The 23,645-nt window shown below is 52.8% G+C and carries 23 protein-coding genes; 12 read left to right on the top strand and 11 right to left on the bottom strand.

Annotated elements, in window-relative coordinates; translation table 11 throughout:
* Positions 1-237: 237 nt before the first annotated feature.
* The 4 genes from CWM66_RS02785 to CWM66_RS02770 all read right to left on the bottom strand — a co-directional run bounded on the left by CWM66_RS02785 (position 238) and on the right by CWM66_RS02770 (position 3,454).
* The gene (locus CWM66_RS02785) at positions 238-621 is read right to left on the bottom strand and encodes a RidA family protein (protein ID WP_007374549.1); all 384 of its coding nucleotides are present in this window, start codon (positions 619-621) and stop codon (positions 238-240) included.
* A gap of 25 nt (positions 622-646) precedes the next feature.
* Positions 647-1,450, bottom strand: coding sequence for a pyrroline-5-carboxylate reductase (locus tag CWM66_RS02780; RefSeq protein ID WP_007374550.1), 804 nt, complete (start codon positions 1,448-1,450; stop codon positions 647-649).
* Positions 1,447-2,631, bottom strand: a complete 1,185-nt coding sequence (locus tag CWM66_RS02775) for a M20 aminoacylase family protein (protein WP_090397057.1) — start codon at positions 2,629-2,631, stop codon at positions 1,447-1,449. The genes CWM66_RS02780 and CWM66_RS02775 overlap by 4 nt, the downstream gene beginning before the upstream one ends.
* 121 nt (positions 2,632-2,752) lie before the next feature.
* Positions 2,753-3,454: a GntR family transcriptional regulator gene (locus CWM66_RS02770; protein ID WP_007374552.1), complete on the bottom strand. Its 702-nt coding sequence runs from the start codon at positions 3,452-3,454 to the stop codon at positions 2,753-2,755.
* A 545-nt stretch (positions 3,455-3,999) separates the two neighbouring features.
* Here CWM66_RS02770 and CWM66_RS02765 point away from each other — a divergent pair.
* The 6 genes from CWM66_RS02765 to CWM66_RS02740 are packed head-to-tail and all read left to right on the top strand — an operon-like array spanning position 4,000 to position 9,317.
* Positions 4,000-5,127 (top strand): ABC transporter substrate-binding protein, encoded by a 1,128-nt coding sequence (locus CWM66_RS02765; RefSeq protein ID WP_107146222.1) that lies wholly within the window; start codon positions 4,000-4,002, stop codon positions 5,125-5,127.
* Between the two features lie 48 nt (positions 5,128-5,175).
* Entirely contained in the window at positions 5,176-6,069 is an 894-nt protein-coding gene (locus tag CWM66_RS02760) for a branched-chain amino acid ABC transporter permease (protein WP_007374555.1), read from the top strand.
* The gene (locus CWM66_RS02755) at positions 6,062-6,949 is read left to right on the top strand and encodes a branched-chain amino acid ABC transporter permease (protein WP_007374556.1); all 888 of its coding nucleotides are present in this window, start codon (positions 6,062-6,064) and stop codon (positions 6,947-6,949) included. Before CWM66_RS02760 ends, CWM66_RS02755 begins: the two co-directional genes overlap by 8 nt.
* Positions 6,946-7,725, top strand: a complete 780-nt coding sequence (locus CWM66_RS02750) for an ABC transporter ATP-binding protein (protein ID WP_007374557.1) — start codon at positions 6,946-6,948, stop codon at positions 7,723-7,725. The genes CWM66_RS02755 and CWM66_RS02750 overlap by 4 nt, the downstream gene beginning before the upstream one ends.
* Positions 7,722-8,441 carry an ABC transporter ATP-binding protein gene (locus tag CWM66_RS02745; RefSeq protein WP_100684107.1) on the top strand — a complete coding sequence of 240 codons (720 nt, stop codon included), beginning with the start codon at positions 7,722-7,724 and terminating at the stop codon, positions 8,439-8,441. The genes CWM66_RS02750 and CWM66_RS02745 overlap by 4 nt, the downstream gene beginning before the upstream one ends.
* 33 nt (positions 8,442-8,474) lie before the next feature.
* Positions 8,475-9,317 (top strand): VOC family protein, encoded by an 843-nt coding sequence (locus CWM66_RS02740; RefSeq protein WP_071920648.1) that lies wholly within the window; start codon positions 8,475-8,477, stop codon positions 9,315-9,317.
* A 164-nt stretch (positions 9,318-9,481) separates the two neighbouring features.
* Here the strand turns inward: CWM66_RS02740 and CWM66_RS02735 are convergent, their stop codons facing one another.
* Positions 9,482-9,721, bottom strand: a complete 240-nt coding sequence (locus CWM66_RS02735; protein ID WP_071920649.1) for a DinI family protein — start codon at positions 9,719-9,721, stop codon at positions 9,482-9,484.
* 241 nt (positions 9,722-9,962) lie between these two features.
* On the bottom strand, positions 9,963-11,129 hold the full coding sequence (locus CWM66_RS02730) for a type I restriction endonuclease (RefSeq protein WP_071920650.1): 1,167 nt from the start codon (positions 11,127-11,129) through the stop codon (positions 9,963-9,965).
* A 540-nt stretch (positions 11,130-11,669) separates the two neighbouring features.
* Here CWM66_RS02730 and CWM66_RS29415 point away from each other — a divergent pair.
* From CWM66_RS29415 to leuE, 3 genes are all read left to right on the top strand, one after another.
* The gene (locus tag CWM66_RS29415) at positions 11,670-11,804 is read left to right on the top strand and encodes a hypothetical protein (RefSeq protein ID WP_255416436.1); all 135 of its coding nucleotides are present in this window, start codon (positions 11,670-11,672) and stop codon (positions 11,802-11,804) included.
* Between the two features lie 278 nt (positions 11,805-12,082).
* The gene (dosP, locus tag CWM66_RS02725) at positions 12,083-14,518 is read left to right on the top strand and encodes an oxygen-sensing cyclic-di-GMP phosphodiesterase DosP (protein ID WP_107146459.1); all 2,436 of its coding nucleotides are present in this window, start codon (positions 12,083-12,085) and stop codon (positions 14,516-14,518) included.
* Between the two features lie 110 nt (positions 14,519-14,628).
* Positions 14,629-15,267 carry a leucine efflux protein LeuE gene (gene leuE, locus CWM66_RS02720; RefSeq protein WP_007374563.1) on the top strand — a complete coding sequence of 213 codons (639 nt, stop codon included), beginning with the start codon at positions 14,629-14,631 and terminating at the stop codon, positions 15,265-15,267.
* A gap of 59 nt (positions 15,268-15,326) precedes the next feature.
* Here leuE and CWM66_RS02715 read toward each other — a convergent pair whose 3' ends face one another.
* Both CWM66_RS02715 and CWM66_RS02710 read right to left on the bottom strand, forming a co-directional pair.
* Positions 15,327-15,638, bottom strand: a complete 312-nt coding sequence (locus CWM66_RS02715) for a PTS sugar transporter subunit IIB (RefSeq protein ID WP_107146221.1) — start codon at positions 15,636-15,638, stop codon at positions 15,327-15,329.
* 88 nt (positions 15,639-15,726) lie between these two features.
* Positions 15,727-17,271, bottom strand: coding sequence for a PAS domain-containing methyl-accepting chemotaxis protein (locus CWM66_RS02710; RefSeq protein WP_007374565.1), 1,545 nt, complete (start codon positions 17,269-17,271; stop codon positions 15,727-15,729).
* Between the two features lie 437 nt (positions 17,272-17,708).
* Between CWM66_RS02710 and CWM66_RS02705 the strand changes: the two genes are divergently transcribed.
* A complete protein-coding gene (locus tag CWM66_RS02705; protein ID WP_007374566.1) occupies positions 17,709-17,963 on the top strand; it encodes a hypothetical protein in 255 nt (84 codons plus the stop codon).
* Positions 17,964-18,289: 326 nt separating this feature from the next.
* Here the strand turns inward: CWM66_RS02705 and CWM66_RS02700 are convergent, their stop codons facing one another.
* Entirely contained in the window at positions 18,290-19,879 is a 1,590-nt protein-coding gene (locus CWM66_RS02700; RefSeq protein ID WP_007374568.1) for a methyl-accepting chemotaxis protein, read from the bottom strand.
* A 213-nt stretch (positions 19,880-20,092) separates the two neighbouring features.
* Positions 20,093-21,922, bottom strand: a complete 1,830-nt coding sequence (locus CWM66_RS02695; protein ID WP_072440535.1) for a sensor domain-containing phosphodiesterase — start codon at positions 21,920-21,922, stop codon at positions 20,093-20,095.
* A 641-nt stretch (positions 21,923-22,563) separates the two neighbouring features.
* Between CWM66_RS02695 and CWM66_RS02690 the strand changes: the two genes are divergently transcribed.
* Both CWM66_RS02690 and CWM66_RS02685 read left to right on the top strand, forming a co-directional pair.
* Positions 22,564-22,809, top strand: a complete 246-nt coding sequence (locus CWM66_RS02690) for a DUF333 domain-containing protein (protein WP_035943351.1) — start codon at positions 22,564-22,566, stop codon at positions 22,807-22,809.
* A 76-nt stretch (positions 22,810-22,885) separates the two neighbouring features.
* Complete coding sequence (locus tag CWM66_RS02685; protein ID WP_072440537.1) at positions 22,886-23,191, top strand: hypothetical protein; 306 nt, start codon at positions 22,886-22,888, stop codon at positions 23,189-23,191.
* On the opposite strand, the gene CWM66_RS02680 is transcribed toward CWM66_RS02685, so the two are convergent.
* Positions 23,188-23,535: a DUF488 domain-containing protein gene (locus CWM66_RS02680; RefSeq protein ID WP_007374574.1), complete on the bottom strand. Its 348-nt coding sequence runs from the start codon at positions 23,533-23,535 to the stop codon at positions 23,188-23,190. The two genes, CWM66_RS02685 and CWM66_RS02680, sit on opposite strands and share 4 nt — an antisense overlap.
* Positions 23,536-23,645: the final 110 nt, after the last annotated feature.

Below are 23,645 nucleotides of genomic sequence, written 5' to 3'. Positions count from 1 at the left end.
TGAGTTGCTGGAGTAATAAACGTTTGGAATTGTTTATTCACTGGTTGTCATTTTATCCAGGTCACAATAATGAAGGTTTGCCGGTGAGTATGTTGCTGCGGATAGTGAGAAGAGTGGGGTAGCTGTTTTCATCGTATCTGAAGAGATAAGGGCAGCATGGTGATTCGGGCAGACTACGTCAGTGAAAACAGACCTGTCCACACAAGACGAGCTGCCCTGAATCATGCACTGATATGATTAGCGGCGTACTGCCATGGCCTCAATTTCCACACCGGCATCTTTTGGCAGGCGTGCCACTTCCACGCAGGAACGTGCCGGGAAAGCGGCGTGGTGTTCGCGGAAAAAGGCTTCATACACCGCATTTACCTGCGAAAAATGATTAAGGTCTTTGACAAAAATGGTGGTTTTAACAATATCCGCCACCTGCAGACCACTGGCCTCGATAATGGCCTGCACATTTTCCAGCGACTGTCGGGTTTGCTGCGCAATATCCGTCGCCATCTCGCCCGTCGCAGGGTTTAACGGGATCTGACCGGAAGTGAACACCAGGGAGCCTAAATCTACCCCCTGAACATAAGGCCCAATAGCGGCAGGCGCCTGGGAAGTTGAAATTGCTGACATAGACCAACCTTGTTAAAAAGTAGCGTTATTTTTGACCGGAAAGCTCCGTTGTACGACGTACCGCAGCCAGAACGCTGCTTTGCAGGCCAGCGGCGAAATCACTTTTATTCAACTCGTATAAGCCATTAATGCCGACACCCGCCGGAGAGTTATTAATATCCATCAGTTGGCGCGGATGGCGTCCGGATAACTTAAGCATTTCAACCGCGCCGACCAGGTTTTCCCACACCACCTGCGTGGACTGCGTGCGGGTTAACCCGGCAAGAACACCGGCGTCAGCCAGCGCTTCGACAAAGTAATAGACATAATTGACGCCAGCGACAGCAAAACCGGTGAAGACGTCAATCAGCCGTTCTTCCAGCACCATCACCTTGCCGAAACTTTCGAGGAACGGCATGACGGAGGCGCTGTTGACATAAGCATTAAACGCCACGCCGCTGTAGCCCAGCCCGGTATCCGTCAGCGTATTCGGGATGATCCGCGTAATCGGGCGCGACTCGCCCAGCATTACGGACAGTTGAGCCAGCGTTACGCCAGCAATAATAGAAATGACCGACGCCTGTGGCGCCGCATGCTGCTTGATCAGTTGCGCGACACCGGCAATATCATCCTGCGGACGAACCCCCATCACGATGTGATCCGCTGCGGCCAGCGCATCGGGTAAATCTTGTGTATTGCTCAACTGATAGCGCGTTTTCAGCGTTTCAATTCGCGCCGGATCAATATCCGATAAGCTGACCTGATCCGGGTTTAATGCGCCGCGTTTTAAGGCGGCACGCAGAATCGCTTCGGTCATTTGACCGGCACCAATAAAGTGGATATGGCTCATAGTGAATCCTCGGAAGTAACAGAAACAGGGCACAATGACCTCTCCACCAGCGATACCCAAAGACCGATGCCAGGCGCGATAAGTTGGTCATTAAAATCGTAATGTGGGTTATGTAACGCCGCGCCAGGCGTTGGGCGATCGGCCCCCAGCCACAGATAAGCGCCCGGACAGGCTTCCAGAAAATAGGCGAAATCTTCTGCCGCCATGGATGGCGAGAGCTGTGTGTGGACCTGCGTGATCCCGGGGACATGGCGTGCGGCATCCGCCAGAATTTTTGCCTGTTGCGCATGGTTGACAGTTACCGGGTAACCATATTCCCAGCGAATGCTGCCACTGACGCCAAACGGCCCGGTGAGTTGTTCAACATACTCCGCCATCAGGGTCTGGCAGCGCGCTCTGGCGGCCTGGCTCAGGCAACGCAGCGTGCCGGACAAGTGCATTGTCTGCGGAACGACATTTATTGCTTCTCCGGCCTGCAGTTGCGTCACGCTGATCACGGCGCTGTCCAGCGGTGAGAGGCGGCGTGTGGTGATCGTTTGCAATGCGGTAATCAGGTGCGCACCGGCCAGCACCGGATCGGCACCTTTTTCCGGCATCGCTGCATGGCATCCCACGCCAGTCAGCGTGATAAAAAAATTGTCCTGCGAAGCCATCATCGGGCCTGCGCTCACGGCCACTTCTCCCACCGGAAGCCCCGGCCAGTTGTGCAGCGCATAAACCGCAGAAACGGGAAAGCGCGTAAAGATCCCTTCTTCCACCATCAAACGCCCGCCGCCGGCATTCTCTTCCGCAGGCTGAAAAATAAAGTACACCGTACCGTTGAATGCCCTGGTCTGGCTGAGATAGCGCGCCGCACCCAGTAGAATGGCAGTATGTCCGTCATGTCCACAGGCGTGCATCGTGCCAGGCGAGGTTGAGCACCAGTCAACAACATTGTTTTCCTGGATGGGTAAGGCATCAATATCAGCGCGAAGGGCTATTGCCGGTCCCTCGCCATTGCGAAGAACACCAATCACGCCAGTGCCTGCGATGCCGGTATGCACTTCAAGATCATATTCGCGCAGCAGGCTGCTGATTTTCGCGGACGTATGAAACTCTTGTAAGCCAATCTCCGGGCGCGCGTGGATTTCACGTCGCCAGATAATCGACTGTTGAATAATCTCTTCGGGAATGGAGCGCATATTTCCTCTACATTTTCCCGGCGCAATGCCGCAGCATGACGCTGTGAATGGATTACCGGAACGCGTAATGCCCTCTGGTAGCTGATTAAATTATCGTTGTGCTCCTGACGGAAAGAGCGTCTCAGGGCTTGCCAAAATAGATCCTCGCAAGCCCTTCTTTTGTCACTTCAACCGCGTGCTCGGCACTCAATGAAATATGTTGCTCAATCAGTACCACGCCTTTTTCTATATCCCGCTGACGTAAAGCCGCGATAATTTCGACATGCTCGTCATAGGCATTGTTCCGGCGTACGGGGGTTTCGAGATCGATGCGCCGGAAAAAACGGCTTAGCGAATTCAGGCTGTCGAGCATTTCATAGAGCCGGCTGTTATGGGAAATACGGGCTATTTCCATGTGGAAACGCTCATCGATTTCCGCGATCTTCGCCCAGTCCTGTTCGGTTTGCGCCGGGCGATGCTGGCTCACTTCCTCCCAGATAGCCGTGGTCGCAGCGATCTCTTCATCGGTTGCCCGCAGGCAGGCGAAACGAAAGGTCGATTGCTCTATCACCATTCGCACTTCATACAGTTCGCGGACACCTTCCGGCGTCAGGTCGCGGGAGTAAAAACCCCGGTTGGGTACAAAGTTCATAAAGCCGTCTTTCGCCAGACGGTTCAGCGCTTCCCGCACCGGGGTACGCGAGACGCCCAGTTGTGCCGCAAGCTCAACTTCATTCACCCGTTCGCCGGGACGAAAGTGGTAATCAATCGCCAGGCCTTTCACTTTCTCGTAGACCTTTTCCACACTGTCAGCGCTACGGGATTTCTTTTTAATAGCAACCACATTATCCCCTTAATTTACCGCACACTCAGCACGAAAATAAAAATGCTGTACAGGTTATTTCACGTAATATTTTTATAGATAGCACAGCGAAAAAAACAACTCAACACAAAAGTGAATACACTTTCGTTTCATTTTAATGTTACTGATTTATAAGTTGTTTTATATTATTTGTTGTCGTTGGTTCTTTCCGCACCATTTTACGGCAGCGTTGCACCAAAATGACTCAAAGTGTATTCACTTTTGCACGCAGATGTTTTTATCAACCACAGTAAAAAACGAAAATGAAAGTTTCATGATGCGATTTTCATTATTTTCGATTCCCTTGTATTTATTCGGGAATTTGCATTTGTCTCGCCTGAAATAAGCACCTGATGTCGGGAACATCCAGGCTCCCTGGCATCGTCTTTGCTTAATGCACAAGTGTATGCACTTATATATTCACTTTAGTGCGCGCTTATTGGCATTACCAGACAGGCTTGTGCACGTTTGCGCAGGCGACAAAACACCGGCCTCAGAAGCCGGCAACAGCAAACCGGAGAACCAACATGAAAAATCGTTTTGGGCAGGGCATGACGCTGTCAACACTGGCAGGTATGACGTTGTTAGGTCTGGCGCACACGGCGCAGGCCGATGTGAACATTGGCGCGATTTTGCCCTTAACCGGCACCAGCGCCAGCATTGGTGAAGATCAGCGTCGTGGTATGGAACTGGCGGTTGAACAGGTCAATGCCCAGGGCGGCGTTAATGGTCAGCCATTACATGTGATCGTGGAAGATTCCGCCGAAAGCCCGGTAACAGGCCTGAATGCCGTACGTAAGTTAACCCAGGTTAACCATGTCCCTTTAGTAATGGGCAGTTTTTCCTCCAGCGTCACCATCCCGATTGGGCAATATCTGGTGAAGAATAACCTGCTGCACATCAATATTTCCGGCACCAGCACCGATATCCGCAAAATCGGCGCTACCTCCTGGAGCGTTATTGGCCTGGATTCCCTTTCCGCGAGCTTCTCGGCACAAGATGTGCGCCAGCTCGGTTACAGCAAAGTGGCCTTTATCGCCCCGGATGGCGCTTACGGTCAGGGGATGGCGGAGCAATTCAGCAAAGCGTTTGAAAAAGAGGGCGGCAAAGTGGTCGCCAAAGTGCTCTATACCAGCGGTCAGCCTTCTTATCGCCGCGAGCTGGAGCAAATCTCCCGCGCCCATCCGCAAGCCTATGTCTATACCAGTTACGGCCAGGATGCCATTGTGCTGAACCGCGAGGCCTGGGAGCTGGGTCTGAATAAAACGCCCTGGTATGGCATGTATTTAACCATGGCCATTGAAGGTTCCCCGGCGCAGTACACCAACGGACAGGTTGGTATGGAAGTCGCGGGTATTGACCAGAAAGCGGCGAGCGGCAATGGCGCAAATTATGCTGAGCTGTACCAGCAAAAATTCCATGAGAAACCTCGCTCCGTGTACGGCAGCTATGCCTGGGATAGCGTGATGCTGGCGGCGGCAGCGATTAATAAAGCGCACAGTGCCGATCCGGCAGCCATGATCGCGGCAATGAAAACCGTTGCGCCTGGCTTTACGGGTATTACCGGCACATTAAATCTCGACGCCGATAACCAGCGTCAGTCCCAGCCGTACCTGAAAGTGAAAGCGTTTAATGGCGTACCGGTTCCCCGGTAACGAGCCGCTTTATTTTGCCAGTTCACGCTACATCATCGGGGAAAAACCATGCTGCAGTTTTTGATTGATACATTGATTCGCACCGCGGATTTGTCGCTGGTCGCGCTGGGATTAAGCCTGGTTTACGGGCTGGTACGGTTCGCCAATATCGCCCATATGCAATATGCCATGGTCGGTTCATTTATTACCGCCGCCGGGCTGCGCCTTGGCATGCCGCTGTCACTGGCAATCGTGTTTTCGGCAATAGTCTGCGGCATGTTGTCCATGATGTTGCATCACTGGGTGTACCAGCCGCTGCTGAAAAGCGGCACCGCTAACGCCATGATTGGCTCGCTGGCGGTATCGATGGTGCTGATTGCACTGGTTCTCGGGGTTGAGGGATCGGCCCCGGTGAATTATTCCCTGCCAGTGGGCGCGCTCTTGCAGGTTGGCGACACCCGCATCTCTTCCGACGAACTCTGGAGCCTTGGCGTCACGATTTCGCTGGTGGTGATGTTCAGCCTGCTGCTGTTTCGCACGCCGCAAGGCCGCGCTATCCGTGCGCTGGCCAGTAACCGGGATCTGGCGGCAGCCTCCGGGTTAAATGCCAGTGCCATTATCCACACCGTCAACCTGGTGGCCGGAATGCTGGCCGCCGTGGGAGGCAGCATGCTGGCAATGAACGCCAGCGCATGGGTTAACCAGGGCAATGATCTGATGTTGCCGGTACTCGCCGCCGCCATTCTCGGCGGGTTGGGAAATCCAATGGGCGCCATTTTTGGCGCGCTCCTTATCGCTGTAACCGAAACCCTCGTGACCAACATCGACTGGAGCTGGCTGTTCGGCGGCGACTTATTGTTTATCCCGGTGACCTGGGTGAACGCCTCATCGTTTGTGATTCTGCTGCTGGCGCTGTTGCTGCGTCCTTATGGCCTGTTTAACCGGGAGGTCCGCCGTGTCTGAGTTTTTACTGCATATCCTTTGCCTTGCCGGGATTTATGCCATCGTCGCGCTTGCCCTGAATTTACAGGCAGGTTACGCCGGTTTGCTGAATTTCGGTCATATCGTGTTTGTCGGAACCGGCGCTTATGCCATTGGTCTGGGAAGCAATTTTGGCTTGCCGCTGTGGCTGGTGATCCCGGCCGGGTTACTGTGTGCCATTGTTATCAGCGCGCTGATGACGCTGCTGGGCCGTCAGCTCACGGCGGATTACTGGGGCATTGCCACGCTGGCGCTGGCTGAAATCATCCGCATTGCGGTCGTCAATGAAGACCATCTGACAGGTGGCGCGCAGGGGATTGGCGGGCTGTCCGCGCCCTGGTCAACCGGCGATACCATCACCGATACGCGTATCTTCGCGGTCATTATCCTGCTCAGCGTCATTATCGCTACGCTCGCCAGCCTGCGGATCGGCGCTAGCCGGTTTGGCCGGGCGCTGCGCCTGATGCGCGAGCAACCTCAATTAGCGATCTGTATGGGCTATGCGCTGCCGTGGCTGAAATGCCGGGCGTTAATGAGCAGCGCGGTGATGTGCTGTCTGGCTGGCATGCTACTGGCCTGGTACACCGACTATGTCAGCCCGGATTATTTGCTCTCTTCGGAAACCTTTCTTATCTGGAGCATGGTGATGATCGGCGGTATTGGCAATGTGCGCGGCGTGCTGCTGGGCGTGTTGCTGGTAGAAGGGCTGTATAACTTTATCCCCTTTGCAAAAGACTATTTCCACATCAGCTCAGACCTGACCGGCGCTCTGCGCCTGGGGTTGGTGGGTCTGGCTTTATTACTCTGTCTGCTCACCCGCCCAGGCGGCCTGTTACCGGAAAAATTAAGGACTTTATCATGAGCCGTTTGCTTGAAGTGGCTGATGTCAGCAAAGCCTTTGGCGGCAACCAGGTACTGACATCCGTATCATTTACGCTGGAGAAGGGCGAAATTCTTGGCCTGCTGGGGCCGAATGGTTCCGGTAAAAGCACGCTGCTTAACACCATTTCCGGGTTTACCCGGCCGGATGGCGGCAACATCACATTTGATGGCCGCTCCATTGCTTGCCAGCCCAGCCACCGGATCATCCAGGCAGGCATTGCGCGTACCTTCCAGCTACCGGTCATGCCGGAAAAGATGAGCGTTATGGAAGTCGTGATGACGGCGGGCACTCGCCAGCACGGGTTATTCAACGGTCTGCTGGGGCTGGCTTCCGGGCGTAAAGCCGAACAGGAAGACAGAGCCCGCGCCCGCGAATTGCTGGATATCTTGTTATTAACCAAAGTGAAAGACCTGCCTGCTGCGGCGCTTTCCGGCGGACAGAAAAAATTGCTGGGCATTGCCTGTGCGCTGATGGGTAAACCGACGCTTCTGATGCTGGATGAGCCGATGGCCGGCGTGCACCCGAAATTACGCCAGGAGCTGGTGGAAACGCTGGTCAGCCTGAGCCGTCAGGGCATTTCACTTTTGGTCATCGAGCACGACATGCATTTTATCAACACTTTGTGCCAGCGCTGCATTGTGCTGGATCGCGGGCAGATTGTCGCCAGTTGCCGCCCGGACGAACTGGCGCAGAACCAGCAGGTGCTGGAGGCTTATCTTGGGCACAGCACCGCAACATTGCAGGAGGCCGTATGATTACCCTCGAAAACGTGGTCGCCGGTTATACCCCGGGGATTGATATTCTGCATGGTATTTCATTGCACGTTGAACAGGCGGAAATCGTGACGCTGCTGGGGCCAAATGGCTGCGGCAAATCTACCCTGCTGAAGTCGATTGCCGGTTTTGTCTCCCCGCGCGAAGGGCGGGTTGAAATCGATGGCCGGGAAACGGCAAAAATTCCGGTGCACCGCAAAATCCGCGAATGCGCACTCGGATTTGTCCCGCAACTGGACAATGTCTTCAACAATCTGACCGTGGCAGAAAACCTGCAAACCGGGGGGCAGTTTTTACCGCCCGGCCAGCGTAAGCAGCGGATGGCGCAACTGGCGGAACATTACCCGGTATTACATAAAAAGTGGCAATCGCCCGCGTCCGCGCTTTCCGGCGGTGAGCGACAAATCCTCGCGCTCGCCCGCGCACTGATGCCCGAACCGGCGGTACTGCTGCTTGATGAACCCTCGGCCGGGCTGTCACCGAAAATGCTGACGGAAGTGTTTAGCGCCATACAAACCATTCGCCGCCAGGAAAAAGTGACCATTTTGATGGTCGAGCAGAATGCCATGGAGGCACTGCACATTTCCGACCGGGCTTACGTACTGGCGCAGGGGAAAGTGGCGATGGAGGGCAGTGCGCGGGATCTGCTGGACGACCCCCGTATGCGCGAGCTCTATTTTGGCGGTCGTGCCGCCTGACAGGATCAATAAAAAGAGCAGAAGGAATACACCATGCCGATTACCCCGGTTATCGATCACGCGGTGATTAATGTTGATGAAGAGCTGGATCAGGCCCAATCCCTGTTCCAGCGGATGGGATTTCAGCTCAGTACGCGGGGGCACCATTCGATGGGCTCCAGCAACCATCTGGCCATCTTTGCCGATAACTATCTGGAACTTTTAGGTTATGAACCTGCCAGGCAGACAGACTCGCGAGGTTTATGGAACGTTGCGCCAGGCCTTGCCGGACTGGTCTGGAAAACTCGCGATGCACATGCGGTATGGCGCCATCTACAGCAATGCCAACTCGATGGCGAACCACCGACTCGCTTCTTCCGCCCGGTGATACTGCCGGACGGCAGTCAGACTGAGGCCCGGTTCTGTATCTCGCGGATCCGCGCCAGCGCCCTGGCATACGGCTTCAGTTTTTTCTGTGAACATCAGACGCCGCAAGCTGTCTGGCAGCCCGCCTGGCAAGTACATCCTAATGGCGTACAGGCGCTGTCCGCGTTCGTTATTGCCTCGCCTCAACCTGAAGAGACGCTGGCGCTGTATCGTCAGTTATTCAGTACAGAGGCCCGTGCGGAAGATAGCGGCGGCTATGTGCTTGATTCAGGAACGTGCTGCCTGCGTATTATCACGCATCAACAAGCCAGCCTGGAGTTTGCGCTGCCGCCTGTTGCTGCACAGGCACCAGCGAAAATGGTGGCGCTCTGCTTTCAGGTGGCCTCACTGGAGCGGCTCAGGCACTGCCTTAGCCAGGGCGATATTCAGTGGCGCGAGCAGGGCCGCCAGGTGCTGGTGATGCAGCAGCAGGCACAATGGCTGGCGATGCGTTTTGCGGAAAAAGCATAGAGGGGAGTGCTGAAAACGAAGGAGGAGCAGGACGTGAAGTGAATATTTACTGGCCGCTTCTCCTGGTGTACTTCAGGCATTACCGATTTCAGCCCGGCTGCACGTTCTGGCAGCCGGCAGATTTCGGCGCAAATTCAGAGGGCGTCATCCACGATGGCACTGCCTTACTCCGCCACCAGCCACATATCCGCTTCTTCAAACATTTCCTCGAGCATCCGGTTCAGCTTTTCCCGGTCGTTTTTACTGGCATCGCTGTTCAGCCCGTTGGCCTGCATGGGTTTTACCCGGACATCGGCATCAGGAAACAGACGGTGAACACGCCGGGTAAGTTCCCCAAGGATAATTTCCCTGGCGCCGGAAAGCCCTTCAACATTGCGTTTGTCATAGACCAGTTCAACGAACATTAACCATTCCTGTGTGTGAATTAATAGCGCAGTATTTATACTGTATAAAACACCAGTAATCAACAATGAAAGTGAGAGGGGAAGGGCAGAAGGTATTTTGTGGGATAGCGATCGGTTATTCCGCGCTATTTCTGCGCGCAATGGGTGAAAAACAGTCGCGACATTTGCTGTATATCACCGTGAGCCCTTTTCAGGACTCACGGTTTTATGGTCGATTCTGAGCGGGAATTTTGGGTGGAGATCAGGTGGGCTGTACGGTTTTTTTCTTTTTAAAGTTTTCGTCATTAATCACAAACTGGAATGCATCGAGAATCAGCCCCGATATTCTGAGAATATCTTCGGGCCGGTCGAGATAAATTCGCGTGCCATCGTGCTCAAGCCCCGCTCTGGAAACTTCATTAGCGGTGACAGGCGTTAGTTCAATGGGTAACTGGAGCGAGGAGCGGTTTTTTTTATCGTAATAGCGAACCACCCATCGGGTGGTTTTTCCCTGATAGAGAACGCTGTAATACGATTCCGTATCCTTCGGTTGAAGGTCTTTTTCTGCCCCCAGAATGGCGACGATCTTCTCAAATAAAGAACGTTCGTTATGGGTTGTCACGATGTTGGGATTATCCGGATCAATATGATCGGCCGTTTCATCGATTGATACGGCATCATCCACGCCCTGAGCCGCTAACTCTTCCCGAATGGGCTGGTGCGCTGACAAACCGGAAACAACCATGGCGCTTACGGAGCGCTGAACCGCTTCCCGGACCAGTGGCGTGATGGAGTCGATAAATCGCTGATTAAGCTGGCGACCTATATTGGCGCGGGAGGCGATGTATCTTACAAATTCCGAGTCCACTTCTTTCAGGCTTGAACTGACGACTTTCGAGAATGAAGAGATATAGACACTCTCTTCAGCCAGCGTGCGTAACGCTTCTGGCTTAAATTTATCGTGGCGAAATCTGAAAAGCTGTTCGGCATCAGAATCAGTTATGTCGTCCATCCTGATTCTCAGGAAGGGCGTCGGATCCATGATATTTTTTTCTTGCAGGTCGGTAAAAAAGCGCCACTCCTGGCCATTGGTAATGGCCGAAATGGTGACTTCCGGCGTGCAATTAAAGTAACGGGAGAGCTGCGGGCAGTGATTATCAATTTTTTCTTTATAGGCTTTAGCTTCGATGAACATCACCGGTACGCCCTGACAAAATAGTGCGTAATCGACACGTTCCCCGGCTTTGACACCCGGAAAATCGGCACCGTACTCTGCCCGTACTTTTTGTGGATCATAAGCATTGAACCCCAGAATATCTAAAAAAGGCAGAATCAGCGCTTGCTTGGTTGTTTCCTCCGTCGTGCAATGAATGCCAACATTTTTGACATGTTCAATATGATTTTTAAGTCTTAGCTTGAAGTTTTCCATTTATCACCCGTAGCCTCAGAGTGTGTAGCCACTCAAATAGGATCAATGTTATCAGCCTGTTTATGACGATTTAATCGATGCAGTTTTTTCAGCCATACGAAATTATCTAATTACTTCAAATTATTACCGTTTACACAGTAACTCTATGTCCGTCATTTCTCTCGAATTAAAAACATTGAAGTTAAGATTACTGCTGCGAAATAAGTATTCTCTCCAGGTGCAGAACTACACCATGATCCAGATCATCATTCTCTGGATGAATGATATAGCTAATTTTCTGCTGCATTCTTTGCTTATGTGAAAGGATTAAAAAAGATATAGCAATTTGTTCAATATCAGCGAACTGACTGTAAAAAGGAACGTGTATGAAATATCCCTGGGAAGGTAATTATCCTCAATGCAGAGAAGGCAACAATATAAAATGCGCCAGTTGATATTTTATATCTACGGTTGAAACAACCGAGTTGAACGGAATAGTGTCATGGTCAATTCAGTCCCAACTGTTTTTAAGTTGCTGTGTTTAACGCTGCCGTCAAACCTATGAGCAAACCGTGGGGTGCCATAGACATCGCTCATATCTATTTGTCCGGGATAACCGGCATTTTGGTGGATAAAGCCGCCGTGCAGCATCCCCTCTCGCCGATCGTGAAAGCGCAGCGTTTGCCAACCACATGATTAAAAAAAGAGAGTGCAATATCTGATTTTGCCCGTGCCGGGCCACTATTGGCACGATCGAATGGCATACACTGAACTGAGTAGCGAAAGCGAAGGCCCCTTTGTGCTTGTTCACCAGGAAGGCTTACGCCAGTACAGTCCGGAAATATGTCGAAATAGCCTGGAAACGCAGTGACTGTAACTGGTTGATGATGCCGGTTCGTACATATCTTTCTTCACCGCAGGCGTAACGGTGTTGAACAGTGGGAAGCCGCATGTTTAATCATTTGAAAAAACGAATGCACCAGTACAGGAAACCGGCGGTGCCGCCATGGCAGGGGGAAGATATTCTGTTTGCTGCTCTTGAGCAGAATATGATGGCTGCCGTGTTGATTGATGAGCAAGACAGGGTGATGTTTTACAATCGCGCGGCAGAAAGACTGTGGGGCTACAGCCGTGACGATGTGCTCGGACAAAGTGTCTCCATTCTGATTCCGCATGACCTGAAGGCCGCGCATCCTGGCTTTATTCGCCATCATCGCGAGGGCGGAGATTCACGCGTTGAAGGGATGAGCCGGGAATTGCAACTGGAGCGAAAGGACGGCAAGAGGATCTGGACGCGCTTTTCCCTTTCCCGGGTCGTGAACGCAGGAAAAGTCTGTTACCTCGCGCTGGCGCGTGACGCCACTCTGGAGGTGGAACAGCGGGAACAGACGCGTTTGCTGCTACTGGCTGTTGACCATATCAGCAAACCAGTGATTGTGCTGGATACCGGACGGCGTATTGTTCAGGCGAACCGGGCTTTTACGGAGGCGTTTGGCCTGAGCGTAAGCCAGGCGGCAGGGAAACGCCTGGATAACATACTCAACATTCCCGATGCTCCGCCGGATAACCGGCAGCGTCTGCAAAACCTGTTGCGCAAGAACGAGCGTGACCAGAATGAGTTTCAGGCGCTTGCCAGCACTGGCGAAAACGTCTGGTTCAGCGCCACCCTCAGCCCGGTTCTTGCCAAAAATGGTCAGTTGCAGAATCTGGTGATGACCTTTTCTGATATCACTGAAGATCGCAAGATCCGCGAACTTGAACGAGCGTTGCTTTCCGCGATGCGCAGCAACCTGCCGATCGCTGAAATGGGCGAAATCATCTGCCGTAATATCGTCGCCGTGCTGGGGCAGGCGCACGCTTCGCTGAAAACCCTGCAAAATAATGTTCCGCAACACTGGGCGTCCAGCGCCGAAAAACTCGACAGCCCGGGAGTCATGTCGCGCGCGGTGACGATTCGCCGTCGTGACGGCGTTGCCGCAGGCATCCTGGCGATCGACACCGTGGCAGGCAAGGAAAACAGAGCCTTTACTGAGCGTGTCGCCGATATTAGCCAGCACCTGGCCGCGCTGGTACTGGAGCAGGAAAACAGCCGCCAGCAGATTGAACATCTGATTAAATTCGATCCGCTAACCGGGCTGCCTAACCGCAGCCATCTGCAAGAGCATCTCGATCAACAGCTGGCGACAGCGGAGACGAAAGCGCCGGTGGTGTTGATGATGACGGTTGATCATTTCCAGGACGTCATTGATGCGCAGGGGTATAGCGCCGCTGAGCAGATCCTCTCAATCGTGGCTAACCGTCTGCACGATAGCCTCGGAGCGGGTCAGTATCTGAGCAAAATAGAGGGGCAACAGTTTGTGCTGGTGGATAGCGAAAATGACGTCAGCAGCATGACACGAGTTGTGGAAACGCTCGAAAACGCCGTTAGTGAACCCATTAGCTTCAATAACACGACGCTTTCATTGACGCTGAGTATCGGTATCAGCCATGAAGCGGGTAAAGATCGCGACTGGCTGCTGTCCACTGCGCACAGCGCCATGGATCATATTTACCGCAGCGGCGGTAACGGCTGGCAGTTCTTCAATGAGGAGCTTAACCGCGCTGCAACGGAGCGTCTGCTTCTGGGGGCGGCGCTGAAGCGCGCCGTTGCGGAAAATCGCCTGCGGCTGGTATTTCAGCCGCAGATCAATATCGCCACGAGTCAATTATATGGTTTTGAGGCGCTGGCAAGATGGTGGGATCCTGAACACGGAGATGTGCCGCCTGCTCGGTTTATACCGCTGGCGGAAGAGGTGGGAGAAATCGAAAATATCGGCGTCTGGGTGTTGCGCGAGGCGTGCCGCCAACTGGCGCAGTGGCGCAAAACCTGGCCGGATTTTCCTGCGCTTTCTGTCAATTTGTCGGCCATTCACTTTCACAATATCCAGCTTCCCGTGCAGGTACTGCAAGCGATCAACGAGTTTGCCATCCCCGGTGAAATGCTGACGCTGGAAATTACCGAAAGTATGGTCATGGCGCCGGATGATGAGCTATCAACGCGTTTTCAGGCACTGCGCGATATGGGCGTCGGTCTGTCGGTTGATGATTTCGGGACGGGGTTTTCCGGGCTTTCCCGGCTGGTCACGCTGCCGGTGACCGAAATTAAAATTGATAAAAGCTTTGTCGATGGTTGCCTGACGGATAACCGGAGCCGTTCGCTGCTGGAGGCGATAACCAGCATCGGGCAGAGCTTTGGCATGACGGTGGTGGCAGAGGGCGTTGAAACCCACGAACAGTTACAGCTCCTGCGGCATATCGGGTGTCCGGTGGTCCAGGGCTACTATTTTTCCAGACCGATGCCTCCTGAAGAGGTTCCCGAGTGGTATTCAACGACCTTCCCCAGGCTTATCGCGCAAGAGGCGCAGCCCTGAAACGCCGTTTTTTGCTGAAATAACCGCAACGCTTTTGTTTCTGCGGCTCCCCTTGTAGCATATGTCGCGAATTTTATTGTGGTTGCAGCGTTAGCTCTAAGGAAGTGAGTGTGTTTGCGGAATTTGGCGTTATCAGTTACTGGACCTATTTTATCGGCGCAATTTTTATCATTCTGGTGCCCGGTCCGAACACCTTTTTTGTGCTGAAAACCAGTATCGCCGGTGGATTACGCAACGGGTATACCGCTGCGGCAGGCGTTTTTATTGGTGATGCTGTGCTGATGTTTCTCGCGTACGCTGGTGTCGCCACGCTGATTAAAACAACACCGGTATTGTTCAATATCGTGCGTTATCTCGGCGCGATTTATTTGCTCTGGCTTGGCGGGAAAATGCTCTACAGTACCTTTGTGCAGCGAACGCAGCCGCAAAGCGATGATGATGCGCATAAAGGCGATATTTTAAAACGCTCGCTGGTGTTGAGCCTGACCAACCCGAAAGCGATTCTGTTTTATGTTTCGTTCTTTGTGCAGTTTATCGATATCCATTATGCCCGTCCCGGCGTGTCCTTTTTTATTCTCGCCAGCACGCTGGAGATCATCAGCTTCTGCTATTTCAGCTTCCTGATCGTGACAGGCTCGTATGTGACACAGTGGGTGAAGACAAAAAAACGCTTAACCCGTCTGGGAAATTCGCTGATTGGTTTAATCTTTGTCGGCTTCGCCGCCCGTCTGGCAACGTTGCAATCCTGAAGAGATAACCTGAAGAGATAAAAAGAAAAGCCACGCCAGCAAGCGTGGCTTTTTAGCGTTTATTCTGCCGGCACAGGCATTTTCGCCATGACAAACTCCAGCACTTTTTCACCATCCATTGACGCGAAAGGATAGCTTTCGATAATCGCGACAGGCGCATTACCCACGGCGGCCTTAATTTCGTCCAGTTTGTACTGGATGTGCGGCGCGACCAGAAAACAGTCAAAGGCGGGAGCCACGCTGGCAAAACTCTCCAGACCGATGGCACTAATCAGCATTGGATAGCCATGTTCGTTGGCTGCCTTTTGCATCCGTTTCGCCAGCGCGTTGGCGGTATTGCCGAAAAGACAACATATTAGTAACTTTTTCATGGTTCTGTCCTCCTGGAAGATACGCCTACACTATGCCTGCCAGTGGCGAGAAAATGAGCGCAGCCTCCAGGTTTATTACGAAATATCGTTACTGGAACACCGAAATCGCTTCTGCTAAACGAATGGCCTGCTGATTCATACGCCCGGAGGCTTCCGCGCCTTCCTGCACGCGCTCGGCATTCTGATGGGTGATCCTGTCCAGATCTTCCACGGCCACACTGACTTCGCCCAGCGCAGTCGCCTGTTCGGCGGTGGCGGCGCTGATTTGCGCGATGAGCGCGGTGACGTTCTGTACCTGGCTGACAATCTCTTTCATCGTCTTTCCTGCGTTATCGGCCAGTGCACTACCGGAATCAACGTTCGCCACACTGGTTTCGATCAGTGCTTTGATTTCGCTGGCCGCGCTGGCGCTGCGGCTTGCCAGGCTTCTCACTTCGCCAGCCACCACCGCAAAGCCTTTACCTTGTTCCCCTGCACGTGCAGCTTCTACCGCGGCGTTCAGCGCCAGAATATTGGTTTGAAAGGCAATACTGTCGATGATGCTGGTGATGCTGGCAATTTGCCGCGAGCTGTCTGCAATCGCCGACATCATCTCGATCATCTGATTCATGACCTGTCCGCCTTGCTGCGCCGCGCTCTGCGTACCTTGCGAAAGGGCGGTGACTTCCGCCGCCGTTTCGCGGTTACTCCTTACCGTTGCCGTCATTTCGTTCATGGTGGCGGCCGTTTGCTGCACATTTGACGCCGCCTGTTCAGTCTGACGGCTTAAGGAGTCATTTCCTGCCCGCAGCGCATCTGACGCTTTCAGCACGGTCACTGCCTGGCCGCTGACGTCGTTAACCAGCCAGCGAAACATCAGGCCAAGCTGGTTGATGGCGCGTAGCGTGACGCCCACTTCATCTACGCGGTTGAGCTGTTCCACCTGATGAATTTCACCACTGGCAACCTGCAACGCCTGGCGCCGCAGATGTTCAACCGGGCGAACGATTTGCTGCTCAAGCCAGATATCGATAGCCAGCAGCAGTAGCGCCATAAAACCCGAGAAGCTTGCCATTTGCCCTGGCGTTAATGCATGCAGCCAGGCGGCAGCAAGGCTGAATAACAGCGCGATAATTAGCGCTGAGCGTAATCGCCAGCGCAGGGGCAGGGTGACGAACAGCGAGCGCCACGCCATTAAACCGGTGCGAATAATCAACCCTTTATGAAAACGTCGGCCTTTGCTCTGGCCGTTGCGAAACTCTCGGTACAGTGTCTCCGCCGCCGCGACTTCTTCCGCTGCGGGCCGTGTACGTACTGACATATAACCTTTGATTCTGCCCTCACGTACCACCGGAATAGCGTTAGCGCGTACCCAGTAGTGATCGCCATTACGACGGCGGTTTTTTACCAGTGCCGTCCACGGTTCCCCCTGCTTCAGCGTGCCCCACATGTCCGCGAAAGCCTCTTTTGGCATATCGGGATGGCGAACCAGGTTATGCGGCTCACCTTTTAGTTCCTCAAGCGAAAAACCACTGACCTGAACAAACGCGTCGTTAGCATAATTAATATGGCTCTGTGGATCGGTCGTTGACATTAAAGTGGCATCATTGTCGAAAACGTATTCTTGCTGTGTGACGGGTTCATTGTTACGCATAGTGAGCCTTCTCAGGAAAAGGGATACGAGCCTGAAACATGTTGCATTTCTTATATCTATTTACGGCATGGAGTACTGCGTGCTTTATATTTTTCTGTTGCTTACGTACTGGCGAAATAGTGCATAAAATAATTTCATTTAAGCCATCATCTTTTTTCCCGGAGATAAAAGGAAATTTTACTTAAGGAGATAAAAAGCGCACAACAGTAAGTTAAGTGTATATTTATATTCAAGCATAACCACACATAGTGTAGCTGTTTTTATTATTGTTGAAGCTGCAGGGATAATGTTTCCGCTGAGACTATAAATACGTGAATAAGAGTTGTGGTCGGGATCATAAACCTGTTGCTACGGTGCGCCAAATACGCGCCAGATCGTTTCCTGGCGGGCTGGATTCAGCTACGCTGAAACTCTCTTACTGCGAAAGGATTGTTCTTATGAAAGGTACTGTCGTTCACCACGAGCACCGCATTGGCTTTCTTGTGATTCGCGACGATAAAGGCGAGTTCGCCATCGCAGAGCTGCTGGGAAATTATGATGTTGAGATGGGAGATATCGTTTCTGGAAACCTGCACACTAACGGCAATGAGACGCTGTTTAACCAGACTCAGAATGAAGCGATGGAGGTCTCTGTGAAAGGCTATGGATTATCTGAACAGGATGCCATTAGCATGCTTTTGCGTACGCACTGAATTAATTCGCTGTTTCTTATGCGATATATCTTAGTTGCGGAGAATTAATTGCAGAGAAAAAAGTTCCTGTTTTCACTGGCTGGTTGAAGCAGGGGGGAATAGCAATAAAATGCGGCAGTTTCGACACCAAAACTGCCAGCGAATGTTTTTTTGAGATTGTTAAAGCGTATATCCGTCACGTGCGCACTTTATAACCTGTAACCCGATTGTGAGCCAACGCAAATTTTTCTGTGGAAAGATTAATGAATTTGATGATTACTGGTGCTGCGCTATCGTTTGATAGCCACATGCTGCTGCGGAATGTGACGCCGTAGCAGCCAGATTCATTAAACCATCTTATTGTTTGTCCGGAGTTTGAAGATTTGCACCATCTCCAGCAGGTTTTCCGCCTGCTGCTGCATGGCATGCGCCGCCGCCGATGATTCCTGCGACAGCGTTGCATTTTGCTGCGTCGCCGCATCCATACGAGTAATGGCGACATGCACCTGATCGATTCCCACGCTCTGATCGTTACTCGCCAGCGAAATGGTCTCTACCAGTTTGCTGACGTGCGCCACGCTCTGCATGATGTCGTCCATGGCGCTACCTGCGCTTTTCACCAGTTGGTTACCTTCGTCAATACGCGTGACAGAACGTTGGATCAAGGCGCTAATTTCTTTCGCGGCCGTCGCGGAACGCTGAGCCAGTGCGCGAACTTCTGAGGCGACGACAGCGAAACCCCGGCCTTCTGTTCCGGCGCGGGCGGCTTCAACCGCCGCATTCAGCGCCAGAATATTGGTCTGGAAAGCAATGCTGTCGATCACGCCGATAATGCTGCTGATCTCGGTCGAAAGCTGATTAATTTCGCTCATGGTCTGCACCACACGCTCAACCACTTCACCTCCCTGGTTTGCAACCTGGGTCGCTTCGCGAGTGATATCGCTGGCGATGCGTGAATTTTCGGCGTTGTTTTTGACAACCGCGGTCAGCTCCTCCATCGAGGCTGCGGTTTGTTCCAGCGCGCTGGCCTGCGCTTCATTGCGCGAAGAGAGTTCGCGACTGCCGCTGGCAATCTGCTGCGATGCGCCCGCGATAGTTTCGGTACCGGAACGCACGCCGGTAACAATACGCGTCAGGTTGCCGTTCATTTCCAGTAACGCATGCATCAGTTCCGCCGTTTCATCCCGTCCGGCGGGGATAATCGTTGATTGCAGATCGCCGGAGGCAACGTTGCGGGCCACCGATACTGCTTGCGCCAGCGGCTGCGTGATACTGCGGATCAGCCACCAGGTGATCAGTAGCCCGACAACTAAAGTCAATGCCATTACCAGCAGTAACATCAGGCGCGTTTGGGAAAAGTGTTGATAATTACTGGCCTCAGTTTGTTCGCGGATAAGCGCCGCCTGTTTCAACGTCGAGGCCACCACTTCGTCGATCATGCGCGTAGGCTCGCGATCGATGCCGGTGACCAGATGATCGACCCGCTGGGCGCTGGTGGCATCCTGTATAGCGTACTGCTGCAAGGCGGAGAGATAATGCTGCTCCAGTTCCGCATGCAGGTTGATGGTATTGGTGACTTCTGTTGCGGGAAGGCCGATTTGCGGTAGCAATTCGCGCAGGGTTTTTAACAGCGCCTGCGTTTTCTGGCTCTGTTCTACAAACGCGTTTTTATATTTGTCGAAAGATTGCTGGCCCTGTGTACCGCGCAGCAGCGTATTTTTCCACTCCTGCACCTGAATTTTAAACTGCACCTGTGCGTTGCGGGCGGTGTCAATACTCTGGGCAACGACCTTTTCCGTGGTCATGATCCGTTGATTTTGTACTAATCCGCCAGCGTTAATCGCCAGGCCGCGAATACCAATAAACAGCGTTGCCAGCAGCAGAATGGTCGCAAGAAAACCGAGGCGCTGCCCGATGGTGAGGTGGTTGAGTTTCATGAATTTCTGCTTCCCGTTGTCAGTGGAGCGCGAACCGGCGCACGCCAGCAATATCGACCGGGTTTTACGGGGCTTTAATCGGCTGTCTGCAGGGAAATTGAGCGTATTTGGCTTAAGTTATTGAGGCGGAATATAATATCTTTTTTATGACATTTTCATGACAGTACGCGGCCTGCTGCTTAATACAACAGGCCTGATAAATAACGTGCGTGGTTATATACCGTACTGATGGTGATTCTCGCCAGCGTTGATTTTCGCCAGCAAACGAAAGGGTTTACTGTCAGCCAGCCAGTCCGGGATCTCTTCGGGCGTCAGCGGGCGAGAAAAGAGATATCCCTGCGCGACATCGCAGCCATACTCTTCCAGCATGCGTGCGGTTTCGAGATCCTCAATCCCCTCGGCCAGCACCACGTACTGCAGTTCCTTGAGCATCATAATCACGTTACGGGCAATAATCCGACTGCCGGTATCGGTGGTTACCTGGCTGACCAGCGAGCGGTCGAGCTTGATAACGTCTATCGGAATTCGGCGTAAGTAACTGATATTGCTGTAACCGGCGCCAAAGTCATCAAGCAGAATGGTAAAGCCCAGTAGTTTAAGCCTGTCCAGTTCCGCCAGCGCCAGGTCGCTTTCCAGCACTTTTTCTGTCTCCAGACATTCGATACGCAGATCGGAGGTGTAAAGCCCGGCAGCGAGCACGTTGCGTTCCAGCTCGTCGGCAAATCCCGGACGCGAGAAATCGCTCACCGTAACGTTGATCGACACCGGCAGCAAAACGCCCTGCTGTTTCCAGCTTTTTAGCTGCGCGATCACCGATTTAATCACCCACTGTGTAAGATCGCTCATCAGGGTGGTTTTTTCTGCCAGCTCCACTATGACGGCCGGGGAGATATTCCCCAGCTGCGGGTGTTTCCAGCGCAGTAACGCTTCGACGCCTTCGGTTTTACCTGAGCGCAGCGAAATCTTCGGCTGATAGACCATATACAACTGATCCGGAGATTTAATGGCTTCACTGAGATCGTGCAGCAATTTGAAGTCTTTATTGCGTTTGTGGTCGAGGATCGGGTTGAACTGCAACGCCGGAATATCCTGGCGAATGGACTCATGCAGGGCGCTAATTCCCTGGCGCACCACTTCCTGCACATTGTCTTCCTGCGGGGAAAATTTAACGTAGCCGGTATGCAGGGTCAGGTTGATGTCGATATCGCCGGCCACTTTCGCCTGCGTACAGGGTAAACGTTCCGCCCGTTTTGCCAGCGTCAGCGCATAATCGATATCCACCAGCACGGCATAACGCGCGGTGGTAAAGGCGTACAGCGTGACCTCTTCTTTCAGTCTCAGGCGTAAACGCAGCAGCGAGCCGAAGCTGCGTAGCAGTTTCTCCACCGCTTCCAGGCCGAGATAGCGAGAGAGCTCGTAAGCGCGCGGCATATCGATGCAATCAAAAATCACCAGCCCGTAAGGGGAACTCACTTTTTCATTGGTCAGCCGCTCCATCTCTTTCATCAGAAACTGGCGGTTAGGCAGACCGGTCAGCGCATCCACCAACCCGACGGTATAAAAGGATTCAAGATACGCGGCAGCGAGGGCGGCAACGCGCAAAAAGCTGGCAACCTGGCTGGACGTGGGCACGTAGGTTTCGGAATGACTCGCACACAGCGTACCCATGATCACGCCATCTTTATTTATCATTGGCGCTGAAGCATAAAAAACAATATCGCCGCTTTTTACCAGCGGCTGATGATTAAATCGACCATCAAGGCGGGTATCTGAACTAATTACCGTTTGGCCGCTGTGCAAAGAATATTGGCACATGGTCTGTTCAATACGTATTTTTACGTGCTCAATCGGTATGTTTTTAACATATTTGATATATTGAAAAACATCATCGAATGTAGAGATAAAGCAGCCTTCAACGCCCATAACTTCGCACGCCAGAAGAGCAAACTCGGCCAGTGCTGCATCGCGGGATTTATCCTCCTTGCTCAGCAGCTCCAGAGTGGCTAACCGTTTGCTTTCGCTTTTTTTCAGACCAGTGAACATAGCGAGCTCCTGCCCAAATAAATGAGACCGTAGGAATCTGTTCAGAGGACGCCATCATTCGTTTGGTTGAGTTCTGCGCTGAAATAACAATATGTCTGGAATTACCACCAGCCCAATTGCGTTCCGGCCACGGCGACAATTGCCACAATCAGCATAATGATGGTTGTCTTTCTCACGAAAACTCCTTCACCGGCGATATTCGCCAGAAATGAATTGTATAAGAGATAGAAGAAAATCAGATTTTTCTCAAGCTATCCATGGGGGTCAATAAGCTTAATCGAGACGGGGAAAGGGTTTTTTCTTTTTATTTTTTTCACCAGATACATTCCCTCATTCACAGACACAGCCGCGCATGTTAATGCTGCAGATCCTGACTGCGCGACATTACATCATGAAAGCCGGACATTTGATATATCGGGGGGCGGTAGCCACTAAAGCTGGCAGGGGAAAATAAAAAAAAGCCCCGTTGATGAAGCGGGGCAAAAACTCATTGATTACGGAATGATGTTCTCTTGGTCATGGGTGAGAACGAGACTCACTATAATGACCAAAAGTGCAGTAAGAATGGAGAAATCATGGAGATACCTCCGGCTTGAGGCTATGCTGAAGAGCGATTTCGCCTGAGATGAAGGAAAAAAATGATGCGCTATGTTTTATGGATGCTGCCGTTTTTAGTCACCGCTTGCTCCACAACGAAACCCGATGCGCCGCTGCCGCCGCAGATCGGGAAAGCCAATCCGGCGGCGATGTACTGCCAGCAAAAGGGCGGTCAGCGGGTGCCGGTTCAGAGTCCGCAGGGTGTGCGTACCGAGTGTAAACTGCCGAACGGTGAGGTGATCGATGAATGGACGCTGTGGCGTCGCGATCATCCGCAATCCGGATCGTGACAGCAACGGGCAGCCCAGGGTAAACTTCGCTTTCAGATTAATCTCATTTTTACTGTTGCGAGAGTACCAGAGAAGTATGTTTCAGCTACGAGCGGGCAGCCAGGCCTTAGTGATTGGCGCCCAGACCGCCAATGGTCGCTGCAATATTGGTAAAGCCGTTGAACTGTTCGGCCTGTTCCAGCCGGGAGAACGTTTTTTAAATCCGGTGAACGGTGTAATCACTGAGATGCCGCGCAACGTCGGCCGGGCGCTGTGGCTGGTCACCGGAAATGTCACCGCTTTCGATGGTCAGCAGGGCTTTGCTTTTATCCGGGCTGAGCATCTGATGCCGCTGCAACCCGACAGCGAATCGCAGGATCTGCGCGAGCGGGTGATCGACTAACTCAACGAGCGCAGCCATTCGGCCAGCACAATGGCATGATTCTGCGCCCTGTTTTTCGCCGCGTATAACAGCGTAACAGTCTCCTTTTTACCCCGTGCCGCAAGCTGTTCACCTGCCGTTTTTTGCGCATCCAGCTCTTTGCGGTAGGCTTCGCTGAAGCTGGCAAAATCGAGCACCTCCCCGTGAAAGGCTTTGCGCAGCTCCGTTGAGGGTGCCAGCGTTTTGTTCCATTCATCAAAACGCAGCTCGGCTTTTTTTATGCCGCGCGGCCAGAGCCGGTCGACCAGCACCCGGTAACCATCGTCGTCGCTGGCGGCGTCATAAACACGTTTACATTGGATCATGGCTCTCCCTCTCTTCAACCCAGGCAATCAGCGCCGGTAATTGTCGTGCGGAAAGGCAGGCGCTCACGAGGATGCGGGTTTGCTGCACGGGTGACTCCTGATAATTTGTT

It is taken from the genome of Kosakonia sp. H7A (genome assembly GCF_003028445.1).
GTDB classification, from domain to species: domain Bacteria; phylum Pseudomonadota; class Gammaproteobacteria; order Enterobacterales; family Enterobacteriaceae; genus Kosakonia; species Kosakonia radicincitans.
The sequence above is the reverse complement of the archived record's forward strand: the minus strand, read 5'-3'. Positions and strand labels throughout refer to the sequence as shown.

What these genes read in the sequence shown, in the direction of transcription:
- CWM66_RS02785 (WP_007374549.1), bottom strand. Translation starts at nt 621, where the DNA reads ATGTCAGCAATTTCAACTTCCCAGGCGCCTGCCGCTATTGGGCCTTAT.
- CWM66_RS02780 (WP_007374550.1), bottom strand. Translation starts at nt 1,450, where the DNA reads ATGAGCCATATCCACTTTATTGGTGCCGGTCAAATGACCGAAGCGATT.
- CWM66_RS02775 (WP_090397057.1), bottom strand. Translation starts at nt 2,631, where the DNA reads ATGCGCTCCATTCCCGAAGAGATTATTCAACAGTCGATTATCTGGCGA.
- CWM66_RS02765 (WP_107146222.1), top strand. Translation starts at nt 4,000, where the DNA reads ATGAAAAATCGTTTTGGGCAGGGCATGACGCTGTCAACACTGGCAGGT.
- CWM66_RS02760 (WP_007374555.1), top strand. Translation starts at nt 5,176, where the DNA reads ATGCTGCAGTTTTTGATTGATACATTGATTCGCACCGCGGATTTGTCG.
- CWM66_RS02750 (WP_007374557.1), top strand. Translation starts at nt 6,946, where the DNA reads ATGAGCCGTTTGCTTGAAGTGGCTGATGTCAGCAAAGCCTTTGGCGGC.
- CWM66_RS02745 (WP_100684107.1), top strand. Translation starts at nt 7,722, where the DNA reads ATGATTACCCTCGAAAACGTGGTCGCCGGTTATACCCCGGGGATTGAT.
- CWM66_RS02740 (WP_071920648.1), top strand. Translation starts at nt 8,475, where the DNA reads ATGCCGATTACCCCGGTTATCGATCACGCGGTGATTAATGTTGATGAA.
- CWM66_RS02735 (WP_071920649.1), bottom strand. Translation starts at nt 9,721, where the DNA reads ATGTTCGTTGAACTGGTCTATGACAAACGCAATGTTGAAGGGCTTTCC.
- CWM66_RS02730 (WP_071920650.1), bottom strand. Translation starts at nt 11,129, where the DNA reads ATGGAAAACTTCAAGCTAAGACTTAAAAATCATATTGAACATGTCAAA.
- CWM66_RS29415 (WP_255416436.1), top strand. Translation starts at nt 11,670, where the DNA reads ATGAGCAAACCGTGGGGTGCCATAGACATCGCTCATATCTATTTGTCC.
- dosP (WP_107146459.1), top strand. Translation starts at nt 12,083, where the DNA reads ATGCACCAGTACAGGAAACCGGCGGTGCCGCCATGGCAGGGGGAAGAT.
- CWM66_RS02715 (WP_107146221.1), bottom strand. Translation starts at nt 15,638, where the DNA reads ATGAAAAAGTTACTAATATGTTGTCTTTTCGGCAATACCGCCAACGCG.
- CWM66_RS02710 (WP_007374565.1), bottom strand. Translation starts at nt 17,271, where the DNA reads ATGCGTAACAATGAACCCGTCACACAGCAAGAATACGTTTTCGACAAT.
- CWM66_RS02705 (WP_007374566.1), top strand. Translation starts at nt 17,709, where the DNA reads ATGAAAGGTACTGTCGTTCACCACGAGCACCGCATTGGCTTTCTTGTG.
- CWM66_RS02700 (WP_007374568.1), bottom strand. Translation starts at nt 19,879, where the DNA reads ATGAAACTCAACCACCTCACCATCGGGCAGCGCCTCGGTTTTCTTGCG.
- CWM66_RS02695 (WP_072440535.1), bottom strand. Translation starts at nt 21,922, where the DNA reads ATGTTCACTGGTCTGAAAAAAAGCGAAAGCAAACGGTTAGCCACTCTG.
- CWM66_RS02690 (WP_035943351.1), top strand. Translation starts at nt 22,564, where the DNA reads ATGCGCTATGTTTTATGGATGCTGCCGTTTTTAGTCACCGCTTGCTCC.
- CWM66_RS02685 (WP_072440537.1), top strand. Translation starts at nt 22,886, where the DNA reads ATGTTTCAGCTACGAGCGGGCAGCCAGGCCTTAGTGATTGGCGCCCAG.
- CWM66_RS02680 (WP_007374574.1), bottom strand. Translation starts at nt 23,535, where the DNA reads ATGATCCAATGTAAACGTGTTTATGACGCCGCCAGCGACGACGATGGT.